Raw genomic sequence first — 11,631 nt, 5'->3', positions numbered from 1 at the left:
GACTTCAACTCGCGTTAGCGAGTAAGTCGGGGAGGTTCACTTGCTCGGTAATAACATTCGACTTCGAACCATTTCAACCTACGATAAGGTCAAATTAATTTTCAGTCCGAATACGTCCACGCCCAAGTACGCCAGAGTAAGTCATATCAACAGATAGCCTTTTGTAAAAGCAGTGTTTGCCGCTAAAAATTGCCGCTGTTGTCCGAAACGCCAACCGGGTCAGGTCCGTCATATAGGAGGAAATAACCAGTTGGAGGGTGAAAAAATTTGAAACACCAGTACCGCAAGCTGGCTGTCTGGCTTGCTGCCGCCGTCATCCCCCTTGGCATTTGCGCCGATTCGGGACTGATCCGGGAAAATGCCGCAAAGGCACAGAGCGTCTCTTCCCAGGATGAGGCAGAGGCCGTCTCTGCGATCAGCAGAGCACGGCTCGACTATCAGGGCGAACAAATGATATCACAAGCGACGCTGGCACTGCTCAAGAAACAGCAGGATCGTGTGCTGCCGCTTGCGAGAGAGGGGCTGTCGCTGGCAGCTGTGAGCATGCCGGACGGGAATTCGCCGGACTATTGGAATTATTGGAATGAATGGGGTTTTTGGCTGAAAATCGCGCAAGTTCTCCGCGATGACCGCCTGCTGGATGATCTCCTGGCTTGGACCAAAGACCCCCGCCCGATTCCCCTGCCCTTCGGCCTGGCAATCGCCATCGACGAAATCCTGCCGGCAGGTCAGGAGCAGAAGCTGATCGCTTTGATGGACCAGGCGGATGCGGAGGGCATGGCCGTGATTCTTGACGTGCTGGAACGGCGCGGAAAGGTCACTGCCGATCAACTTGCAGACTGGACACAGCGGCTTCGCGGGCGACCGCAGCTGGCCGGGTTAATCGACCATCTGGATGCAGAAAAAGACTGGAGCACGCTGACCGGCATGTACGAGCACGCCGGACTACCAGTGGAGATGCAGCGCCGGATTGTACGTAAACTGTCCGGCTATCCCAACAGTGATAAAAAGCAGCGGGAATGGCTGCGGCATGTTGCCGAGAAGACCCGGGATCATGTGTCCGAGCAGCAGATCGATATGCTGCTGGTCCGCGTGTCAGGGGATCGCGAGGCTGCCAAACGGCTCTATGAGAGCGGCATGGCACACGGCTTTGCGCTTCCCGTTCACGGTACGGTTGAAAAGTTTCTGCTGAAGCTCTATCCCGACGGCCATCTGGCGAAGGGAATCAAGCAGTACGAGGCGGTGCGGGGACGGGCCTACTTTTTCGAAGACAATGAGGACAGGTGGTACAACTCGGAAGGGAAAGACTTTGACAACCCCAAGCAAGGTGTCGAAGGCTGGCTTGCCTTTCTCAAAGCGTATCCGCTCCATCCCGCTGCTGACGACGCTGCCTATCGGTTGGCCCGCTGCTATCAACTGCTGGGCCAATACGATCAGGCATTGTACTGGTTCGACCAAGCCACTCGGATGGGCGATCACGACATCGGCTACGATGCCGAGGGGCTGTTTTTGTACGTGCTGGACGTGGAGCTGACCAGCAAGGGGCTCGCTGGACTTGACACAGGCAGTCTGCCAGCCTGGGCGAAGCCCTGGATCGAGTATACATATGCGGTGGAGTTGCTGCGGGACGGCGAATACGCCCGGGGGGCGGATGCTCTCGAGCGGTTGATCGGCGACTACGACGGGAAAGATCTCTTCAGCGATGCATTTCCGGAGGATGCAAATGGATGGGGGGATTCCCATACCTCCATTAAGGGAGACGTGCAAAGCTACTATCCGTTTTGGCCGGCGCTCAAGCAGCAGCTGGCCCAGGCCAAACAGCTGTCCAGACTGCAGCGGGAAGCGGCCCAAGCTTCAGGACCGGACAAGGCGGCCAAGCAGTATGCGCTGGCCGCGGCGATCTACCATCAGCCCCTGACCTACTACAATCACCTGTGGCGGGGCGAGCGGCAGAGCTTCTTCTGGTTTGGCCAGATCAAGTACATGGGCTACAATCCGTCGCTTGGTGCGTACATCGCCCGGTTTAACCACCTCGTGCAGGCGCTCAAGGTGTTCGAGCAGATCGACACCGCTGCCGCTGCTCCGGAAGTGGCGGCCAAGACGCTGTTTTCCCGGGCACTTGGCTACAGCAAGCTGATTGATTACGGAGATGAAGTGGCATTCTACGAGACCCGTACCCACCTGGGAGAACAGGCGATCGAAGCAGCAAAAAAATTGCTGGAAGAATACCCGCAGTCGTCCCTTGCCGACGACGCGATGCTGATCATATACACCTACACGGATGAGCCGTCCTGGTTGGAAGAGCTGCTCAAAAGATATCCCGAGAGCGATCAGGCAGCGAAGGCAAAAGAGCTCTTGGCACAGCGAAAGCAGCAGGATGCTGAGTCAAACGGCTACAGATACGATCCGCTGCGTAGCTACCTTTCCAGCCAGCCCTTGAACCCTGACAGCGATCAATTGCCGGCAGCCGTGAAAGCGTGGATCCGGCAGCACGACGGGCAGGAGTACCATGGAACGATGGAGGAAGGGGATTGGCTGTACGTGCTGGTTGCGGCGGGAGACGGTCAGAAGGTGACAGCCCATTCAGTCTATACGGATGCTGACGGGACACACCTGGACTACACGATTCAATCGGCTTCGTCACAGATAGCGGGAAAACGCCAGCGGCTGATTCGCATCCCGCTGCGCTTCATACAAGCCAATCATCTGGAGTTTGTATGTAACGGTGCGTAGTGCGGCAAACCAATAGAAACTCCCCATGTTTACCAAATTCAGTGGGCATGGGGAGTTCTTCTTTCTCTTGAGTGCCATCAGACAGAACGGATGAACGAAGCCCGGTAAAATATCGGATTGACTTTCGGTGAGATACAGAGTAGAATGCAGTAAATTAGTAAATCAGTAATTTAGTAATTTAGTAAATGAAAAGAGGGAAAAGAAAATGAAGATACCGACAACCTTAAAGCATAAGCCTGTTATCGTTTCCGAGAACTATGAAAACGTGGATGGACGTTTCGCCCGAAACACGGATGCCAAAGGCCTTTCGTTAGGCTTGGCCCAGTGGAATGACAGGGGAAAGGTGGATATCTCTGCAAAAGTATGGCGATACACGGGGGAAAAATGGTCCAGACAGTCGGAGGAACTGCCGCTCCATCGCGTTCTTGATTTATCCATTCTGATATGCCGGACCCTGGCGCATTTTCGCGAAGCTTACAGATACGAGCATTTTTATGATCCCGAGAAGCCTGTCATCGACCGGGTCGGTCTGCAGGGGGATGCGATGACCGTAGAAGTATGTACGGACAATGAAAGAATCAATGAGGATATCAAACTGTTCAGCCAGGCTCTCAGCGATGACGATGAGCTGATCGGGGAAAGACTTCGTACATTATCCAGTATTTTGAAGGAAATGGGGTATTAGTATGATAGGGGAGAGAGGTTATGAATGACTGCGGAGAATTTGTATTATCACCGGAAAGACAACTGACGGACGCTGAAAAAAAGCTCGTCTGGAAAATGCCCTTGTCCCACAAGGTCAGCGAAGAAGAACGGCGCATCTGTAAAGAAGTAAAACGCAACTGGAATCGCGGGGAAATGAAAATCGCCAATATCCTGTTGGAGGGGGACGCCGGTTCCGGTAAAACACAACTGGCGAAAGCATTGTCGGCCCGTTTTGGTCTGCCGTATACGAAGGTGACCTGTTTTGCCGATATGGATAAAACAGATGTGATTGGCGCGATTTTGCCGGTGATGTCAACGGAACGATTGAAGAGGCTGGAGCCTGCGGACCAAATCGCCCTACAGGCGTTGTACGAGAGCGGCGGTTTTCAAAGCACAGCCGAGATATTGACGGACGTGCTGGGGATTACCCGGGAACAGGCCGCCTTCAAAATGAAACAATTGCTGAAGCTGGCTGCGGAAAATACCGAAGGTGAGGCGGTTGAATATCGGTTTTACCCTTCCGAGATCGTCAGAGCCTATCAAAATGGCTATCTCCTGGAAATACAGGAACCAACTGTGATTCGAGACGCCGCCGTCTTAATGGCACTAAACTCTGCGCTGGAGCTGGACGGGAGCATCAACCTCCCCACCGAAATCGTCCGCAGACATCCGGACTTCATTGCAGTCATCACGACAAACCGCGGCTACGCCGGGACCAGGCCGCTAAACGAAGCACTGCGCGACAGGGTTCAGCACTCGGAAAAGATGGACCTGCCAGCCAAAGAAACGATGATCGAACGGGCAATGGCCAAAACCGGTTACAGGAATCAAAAGGTGCTCGGCACGTTGGCAAATGCCATACTTGTGCTGGATCAGACAGCCCGGGCAAATGCGATCAAAGGTGTGGCCGGCATGCGATCGTATTTTTACTGGACGGATGCCGTCGCCGGAGGTGCTTCCGCAAGAGAATCCCTCTATCATAAAGTCATCTACAAGATCACGACCGATCCCGAGGAGATCAAGATATTGGAAGAGGCTCTTGACAGCCACGGATTGCTAGCAGGTTTGGAGGAAGCGGAGAAGGAAGTAAAAAAAAAACGAAATGATACCGATGCAGTAGAGATCCGGACGTGGGGAGAGATAGACGACAGCGATTTTGAGCATGACAACCATGCGGAGGAAAAGGGGATCGCATTAAAAAAATCTGCTGATAGTGACGAAAGCTCCTCCCGTATTTCGGATGATGCCGCCGAGCTGGAAAGTTCAGATTTGGGCGGTCATCGTACCCCCAAATACCATCAGGCAAATCCTGAACCATTGTCAGGGGAAAAAGAGCGGGAATTCCGCAAAAAACTGAATCGGGACGCAAGGGAAGTCGTGTCCGGTTCCATTCATCAAAAGGTGAAGCTGATTGTCCGCCGGCCTGAGTACGACGGGGGCAGCCAACAGGAATACGTCACCCTCAGCAGGGGACTCATGCCTGTCGTGCGGGAAATTGCCAGAAAGACACTTCCCCTGTTGGAACACGAGGTTTCTTCCGAATTTGCCAGGAATCATGCCTTTGGCAGCAAATTTCTGGCTGACAGCGTTGCTTACCGGGATTTTCGCTGCTTCGCCAAGAAACGTCCTCCAACCGAGTCCCCGTCCCTTGTGGTCGGTCTAAGGGTTGATGAATCTGCATCCATGGCTGCCTTTGGGAGATTGGAAGCAGCGAAACGAGCTGTTGTCGCCGTATATGAATTTTGTCAAATTTGCAGCATTCCTATCCTGATCTACGGCGATACGGCTGATGTCTCCAAGCTGGAGCAAATGTCGATCTTCGCCTATGTGGACTTTGAGCAGCCCGATCCCAATGATCGGTTCAGGCTTATGGGGATTTGTGCCAGGAGCAACAATCGCGATGGAATGGCTCTTCGCATTATGGCGGAACGTTTAGCCGCCTCCGCGCAAAATACAAAGCTCTTGATCAGCATCAGTGACGGACAGCCCAAAGCAATGGACGATTATACGGGAAGCTATGCCATTGCCGATATGCAGCAGACCATAGCTGAATACGAAAGGAAGGGAATCACATTTCTTGCAGCGGCAATCGGCCAGGACAAGGAAGTGATCAGTCAAATCTATAGGAATGAGCGATTTTTGGATATTACGAATCTGCAGGAGTTCCCGGCAAAGTTGGTTCGGATCATCGCCCGGTATTTGTGATCATGTAAAAGGGTCCAGTTTTTGGTAAAATGGTCATATCCCCGCCAGACGCGAAAGGAGCGGTAACGTGAATTTTCAATTGAAGGAAGCGATTGAAGTTTTGGAACGCACACCGCAGACGCTGGAGTCATTTTTATCCGGCATCTCGCATGAGTGGCTGCAATGCAATGAAGGCGAAGGATCCTGGAACGTCTCCGAAGTGGTGGAGCACCTCATTGAGGCAGAGAAACACAATTGGATCCCCAGGCTGGGATGTATCCTTCAGGAAGGAGAGGGCAACCCCTTTCCCCCATTTGACCGTTTTTCCCACTTGCAAAGATCGACGCGATCGATTGAACAAAGTTTGCTTGAATTTAAGGCGATTCGGATGCAAAATATTGCCAAACTTCAGGAGCTTATCCTATCTGAGCCGCTCCTCGAACGAACGGGCTCACACCCTGAGTTCGGTACGGTAAAGGCAAGAGAATTGCTTTCGACGTGGGTTGTTCACGATCTGACACACATGGCCCAAATTGTTCGGGTCATGGCGGAGAGATACAGGACGGATGTAGGGCCCTGGAAAGCATTTTTAGGCATTTTGAAACAGAAAGGATAACCGGCCGAGAGCTGGCGCTGCGAAAGAAAAACGAGGCTGTTCTATCGTGCGGACTGCACGAGAGGACAGCTTCGCTCTTTTCAGGAAGCAAATCTTGCCAAAACAAGGGAAACAGGATATAGTTAAGTACATAATTACATCTTGTGTACATTTGTGCAAAGCGGGTGATCCAGGCTCAGATGACAGACATAAAAACAGAAAAAAACAGGCTTCTTGTAAAAATATGCAAGCTGTATTACGAGGATGGATGCAATCAGCAGGAGATTGCGGAGCGCATTGGCATCTCCCGCCCTCACGTCAGCCGCATGCTGGCGGCTGCCAAAGCGGAGGGAATCGTCCAGATTTCGATTAAGAATCCGTACTCGGCCGAACAGCAAATGGAGCAACTTTTGGTTGAAACCTTTGGCATCCATGACGTCGTCGTGGTTGACATCCCCCCCGCAGATGAACAGAAGCTGTATGTGCAGCTGGGGAAAACGACCGCAGTCCTGCTGGAATCGATCCTCAAGGACAACGATATCGTAGGCGTTATGGCCGGTCGGACGATCGCCGCCATCGGCGACGAGCTGGAGTTTTTCAGCAAAAACAACCTGCAATTTGTGCCGCTGGTGGGCGGCTGGGGCTCCGAGGGGGTGCCATGGCACGCCAACTCCAACACGATGGCGATCGCGGACAAATTGAAATCCAAGTACTGGCTGCTGCATGCGCCGGCCGTTGTCTCCAATGAGGAAACCGGGGTGCTGCTCCGGGGCGAGCCGGGAATCAGCAAGGTTCTCCAATTGGCCCAATCCTGTCAGGTTGCCGTGGTCGGCATCGGAGACGTCTCCGAGCGCTCCACGATCGCCGAGGCAGGACATTTCAGCAGCGAAGATCTGGAGAGCGTGAAGGGGACAGGAGCTGCCGCCGCCTTATGCGCTTCGTTCCTCGATACCGACGGCCGGACGATCGACCACCCTGTAAAAAAGCGGATGATCGGGCTGACAGCCGAAGAACTGCGCGGCATCCCCAAGGTGATTGCTGTGGCAGGGGGCCGCGATAAGGCAGCGGCGATTACGGCGGTGCTCCGCGGCAAATGGGTTGACGTTCTCGTCACGGATTTGGCTACGGCACAGGCTGTAATGGCCATTCATCGAAATACCGCCGGAAAGAAAGGATGAGGAGATTGAGCACAAACGGATATTACGGCAATTACGGGGGAACATTCATCCCGGAAATTTTGTACCCGGCCTTTCAGGAAATAAACCGCGAATTCGAAAAGATCCAAAACGATACCGCATTCTGGAATGAGTACTGCGACATCCTGGCCAATTTTTCCGGCCGGCCGACGCCGCTGACGTACGCCGACAGGCTGACCGAACACTTTGGCCGGGCGAAAATCTACATCAAACGGGAGGATTTGAACCACTCCGGCGCCCATAAACTGAACAACGCGCTAGGGCAGGGGCTTTTGGCCAAGCGGATGAACAAGACGCGGGTGATCGCGGAAACCGGCGCCGGCCAGCATGGCGTTGCCACTGCGATCGTGGCGGCAAAATTGGGGCTTCGGGCAACGATATACATGGGCCGCGAAGACATGGAAAGACAGTACGCCAACGTGTTCTGGATGAAGCGGTTCGGAGCTGAAGTCGTCCCGGTCGAGTACGGTTCCCGTACACTCAAGGACGCGATCAACGAGGCGCTGCGAGACTGGGTGTCCAGCTTCGAAACGACCCACTACCTCTTGGGAACAGCTTCGGGCGCCCATCCGTTCCCGGCGATGGTCGCGTATTTCCAATCGATCATCGGCATAGAGGCGAAGGAACAGATCCTGCGCCTGGAAGGCAGGCTGCCGAATAGCGTATACGCCTGCGTCGGCGGCGGATCGAATGCCCTGGGTGTATTTCAGGGGTTCCTGTCCGACGCGGAAGTGGAACTGGTCGGTGTTGAAGCGGGCGGCAAAGGTCCGGACTCGGGACAACATGCGGCCCGGATCGCATACGGGACGGGAAAAGCGGGGGTTGCCCAAGGGTACAAGACGCTGTTTCTGCAGGATGAGGACGGACAGATGCGCGACACGTACAGCATTGCCGCCGGACTCGATTACACCGGGGTTTCTCCGATTTTGGCCGATTTGGCCGAACAGGGCCGGGTCCGGTTTGAAGCGGCGACAGACGATGAAGTGACCCAGGCTCTGCAGCTGGTGATGCGCAAGGAAGGCATGATTCCGGCGCTGGAATCCACCCATGCCTTTGCAGCGGCATTCAAGGATGTGGGCAGCACCTCGCCATCCGACGTCATCCTGATCAACATGTCTGGACGGGGAGATAAAGACATTTTTAACATAGCGGAGGGATTGAAAGATGACGAGTGGACAGCCTTTATCGAGCGCAAGCAGAAACAGTATGAGCAGTCTCGCTGACGAGATCGCCGCAAAGCGCGGGCAAAAAAGGATTCTGCTGATGACCCACCAAATTCTCGGCTACCCTGACTTTGAGACGAATTACGAGATGATTCGCCTGTTTGCCGAGTGCGGCGTCGATCTGGTGGAACTGCAGCTGCCCTTTTCCGAGCCGATTGCCGACGGACCCGTGTTCCTGAAGGCCAACCAGGAAGCGTTGAATCGGGGAACCACGGTAGAAAAGTGCCTGGACTTCGCCCGCCGGGTGACGGAGGAATTTCAGCTTCCCTTCATTTTCATGACCTACTACAACATCTTGGTCCAGTACGGCGTCGAGCGCTTTGTTGAAACGGCCCAGTCGATTGGCATTCGCGGCCTGATCGTGCCGGACGCCTATCCGGAAGAAAGCCCGGAGTACCTGGCTGCCTGCAAAAAGTTCGGGGTGGACCCGATCCTGCTCGCCACGCCTTACACGCCGGAGGAGCGTCTGCAGTATCTGTCGAATGAAACGGGCGGTCTTTTGTACTGCGTGGCGAGGAAGGGCGTCACTGGCGCCAAGACGGAATTCGACCAAGCGACGACCGACTTTTTGTCCCGCTGCCGCCGCCGCGCTGCCACGCCGATCGGTGTAGGCTTCGGCATCCAGCGCAGCGAGGACGTGGAGTACCTCGTGGGAAAAAGCGATGTCGCGATCATCGGCAGCCAGCTGCTCAAGCTGCTGGAAGCGGAAGGGCTTGCCGGGGTAAGGAAGTTTTTGTTGGAGGTAAAGGCGGTTACGGAGGGAAGATAGGGAGTAGTTAGAATGCGGGGGGTTTTCCCTCGCGTTTTTTTGTTTTGCGGGTTGTTAGTGCCGTGTTGCTGCTCATAGCGCAAGAGTAAAGACGAGATTTATCCGCAGCGGACGGAGCTTATTTTCATCGCGAAACCTATGTCTATACCGCCCGACGGAACAGGGAACCGCAACGGAAAGGACCGAGCACGTCTACTCGTACGAGAATAAGCGCGTCGTTTCCGTTACCGAAACAATATTTGTCGGCACTGCCAAATCTTTGACGTAAAATATCCTGTCATACGATACGTACGAACTCTTTCCAACGAGTATTCAGATGAAGGCGGAAACCGCGACGGGGACCTTTTCAGATTTGAAGGTGCAAACCGCCTACGATCCGCTGGGGCGCGTTATCTCCCAGACGGTACTATGATCCGAGTATGGGACGGTTTATCTCANTACGAACTCTTTCCAACGAGTATTCAGATGAAGGCGGAAACCGCGACGGGGACCTTTTCAGATTTGAAGGTGCAAACCGCCTACGATCCGCTGGGGCGCGTTATCTCCCAGACGGTACTATGATCCGAGTATGGGACGGTTTATCTCAGAGGATACGTATAAGGGGCAAGTGGATAATCCGTTGAGTTTGAATCAGTATACGTATGTGGAGAATAATCCGCTGAGGTATTTTAATCCGACAGGGCATTGGAGTACTGAAGTAACTGCTAACTGGACTATAAATGAGATGAAATGGCAATACGAAAAAGCCAAAACTAACGCTGACAAAAAGTATTGGGCGCAGCAGGCTGAATCCCTTCGCAATCAGATGAGAAAATCTGGAGTTGCCGAATCAGATATCATGAAGGGGACTGATTATGCAATTCCCGAAGAGTTCGTAAACGAACTAGCATGGGCATCCGTTCGTTACCAAATTGAAAATGATCCTACGGGATTTGGATTGTATGTATGGTCTGCTGATAAAATGTTCTATCTCCAATCGGGTGGTTTGGCGGCAGGCACAATCAAAGAAGTAGGTAAGGGATGGATTAAACATGAGGTCTATAATGAAGTAAAGGGGAGATTTGGGAAAGAAGGAATTGAAGTTTTTGTAAAAGCAATGCAAAAGGGTATAGTTGGAAAGGAAGGTATAAGTGGAATAAAAAGACTATCGGGACAAGGGGTGAAATTCGGCAATAAGACTTATCAGTATGAGGTTAAAGTAATGGATAAAAGATATGGGGATTGGCGAATTTATGGTAACTATGATAAAAAATCTGGCCATATCATTTTTGATTACTTTGATAAGGGAAGACATTAAAAAGTGGTGATAAGATGGATATAAAAGGGCTTAAAGAGTGGGTTTTAAAAAACAATCTTGAAGAGAGAAGTATTAAGGGGTTTTGGAATGCATTCCAAACTTATAGGGAGGAATGTTCAGATGCGTTTGAGAAGGATTTCCCAGACTTTGACAGAAAACATGTAACAATTTTTGTAGATACAGTTTCTCTTACGATAACAAATTGGCCCGATGAAGATTACAATCATGTGGTTGTTTCTATTCGAATTCAGTATAAAGGGAAAGCTGCAGCAATGTATAAAATGGTCTTTTCCTTAACTGGAGAGGTCGAGGATGATTACTTAGATATTTACTAGCTTGATCAATTTACCACCCCAAACGAGTAATTAAACGCTCGGCTGGGGTTTCTTTTTGCCCTTGTGACAGTCTACAAGAACGGAATGAAGGGCGGAGCCCTCCGGGCGTAGCGAGGAGAAGGAACGTTCCGACTCACGCCCCCGATATGGCGAAAAAGGGACGCTCTAGCGTCCAGAAATCGCCCTAAAATCTTTCCAGCTTTCTAGCGTGATAGAAGATTTGGGCGAGACTAGAAACTGGGGAATTCCCCACGTTAAATCGCCTGTAACCATTTTAAACTGGGAGTAGCAGATAAGCGAACTTTAAAAGTAGCGTGTGCCCGAGTTAAAACTCCAACCGCTCATGAGATTAAACTAGCGAACCGCTTTAAAACCGCCGAACGACTCACTCGATATTCCGAGTAATATGAGAAAGAGTACGGGGTGATCGGTGATGACGGGAAAGCTAGAGGAGCTGTTAAGGTGGGAAAAGCGTCTGATCTTGGACGGGTGTGAATGTCAATCAAAATGTTGACCACCGTGCTCATAAAAAAGTGGAACACTTTTTTTAAACTACGACTGACCAATTAACATACAAAATGTATATTCTGCCCT

8 protein-coding genes and 1 pseudogene are annotated in these 11,631 nt (G+C 52.3%); all 9 read left to right on the top strand.

Annotation, left to right across the window (positions count from 1 at the left end; genetic code table 11):
• The first annotated feature begins 267 nt into the window (after positions 1-267).
• The 9 genes and pseudogenes from ACI7RC_RS27320 to ACI7RC_RS27280 all read left to right on the top strand — a co-directional run bounded on the left by ACI7RC_RS27320 (position 268) and on the right by ACI7RC_RS27280 (position 11,037).
• Positions 268-2,733 carry a tetratricopeptide repeat protein gene (locus ACI7RC_RS27320; RefSeq protein ID WP_408111320.1) on the top strand — a complete coding sequence of 822 codons (2,466 nt, stop codon included), beginning with the start codon at positions 268-270 and terminating at the stop codon, positions 2,731-2,733.
• A gap of 205 nt (positions 2,734-2,938) precedes the next feature.
• Positions 2,939-3,418, top strand: coding sequence for a DUF6530 family protein (locus ACI7RC_RS27315; protein WP_408111319.1), 480 nt, complete (start codon positions 2,939-2,941; stop codon positions 3,416-3,418).
• A gap of 20 nt (positions 3,419-3,438) precedes the next feature.
• Entirely contained in the window at positions 3,439-5,643 is a 2,205-nt protein-coding gene (locus tag ACI7RC_RS27310) for an AAA family ATPase (protein ID WP_408111318.1), read from the top strand.
• 67 nt (positions 5,644-5,710) lie between these two features.
• Positions 5,711-6,238, top strand: a complete 528-nt coding sequence (locus ACI7RC_RS27305) for a DinB family protein (protein ID WP_408111317.1) — start codon at positions 5,711-5,713, stop codon at positions 6,236-6,238.
• Between the two features lie 179 nt (positions 6,239-6,417).
• Positions 6,418-7,395: a sugar-binding transcriptional regulator gene (locus ACI7RC_RS27300; RefSeq protein WP_408111316.1), complete on the top strand. Its 978-nt coding sequence runs from the start codon at positions 6,418-6,420 to the stop codon at positions 7,393-7,395.
• Positions 7,396-7,400: 5 nt separating this feature from the next.
• Positions 7,401-8,636, top strand: coding sequence for a tryptophan synthase subunit beta (gene trpB / locus ACI7RC_RS27295; RefSeq protein ID WP_408111315.1), 1,236 nt, complete (start codon positions 7,401-7,403; stop codon positions 8,634-8,636).
• Complete coding sequence (gene trpA / locus ACI7RC_RS27290; protein ID WP_408111314.1) at positions 8,620-9,405, top strand: tryptophan synthase subunit alpha; 786 nt, start codon at positions 8,620-8,622, stop codon at positions 9,403-9,405. The genes trpB and trpA overlap by 17 nt, the downstream gene beginning before the upstream one ends.
• Before the next feature lie 550 nt (positions 9,406-9,955).
• Positions 9,956-10,090, top strand: a pseudogene (locus ACI7RC_RS27285) (RHS repeat-associated core domain-containing protein); the annotation flags it as partial.
• Positions 10,091-10,716: 626 nt separating this feature from the next.
• Complete coding sequence (locus ACI7RC_RS27280) at positions 10,717-11,037, top strand: hypothetical protein (RefSeq protein WP_408111313.1); 321 nt, start codon at positions 10,717-10,719, stop codon at positions 11,035-11,037.
• Positions 11,038-11,631 lie beyond the last annotated feature (594 nt).

Source organism: Brevibacillus sp. B_LB10_24, assembly GCF_046036945.1.
Taxonomy (GTDB): Bacteria; Bacillota; Bacilli; order Brevibacillales; family Brevibacillaceae; genus Brevibacillus_C.
The sequence above is the reverse complement of the archived record's forward strand: the minus strand, read 5'-3'. Positions and strand labels throughout refer to the sequence as shown.

Coding starts and splice junctions, on each gene's coding strand:
- ACI7RC_RS27310 (WP_408111318.1), top strand. CDS start 3,439: ATGAATGACTGCGGAGAATTTGTATTATCACCGGAAAGACAACTGACG.
- ACI7RC_RS27280 (WP_408111313.1), top strand. CDS start 10,717: ATGGATATAAAAGGGCTTAAAGAGTGGGTTTTAAAAAACAATCTTGAA.
- ACI7RC_RS27315 (WP_408111319.1), top strand. CDS start 2,939: ATGAAGATACCGACAACCTTAAAGCATAAGCCTGTTATCGTTTCCGAG.
- ACI7RC_RS27300 (WP_408111316.1), top strand. CDS start 6,418: ATGACAGACATAAAAACAGAAAAAAACAGGCTTCTTGTAAAAATATGC.
- trpA (WP_408111314.1), top strand. CDS start 8,620: ATGAGCAGTCTCGCTGACGAGATCGCCGCAAAGCGCGGGCAAAAAAGG.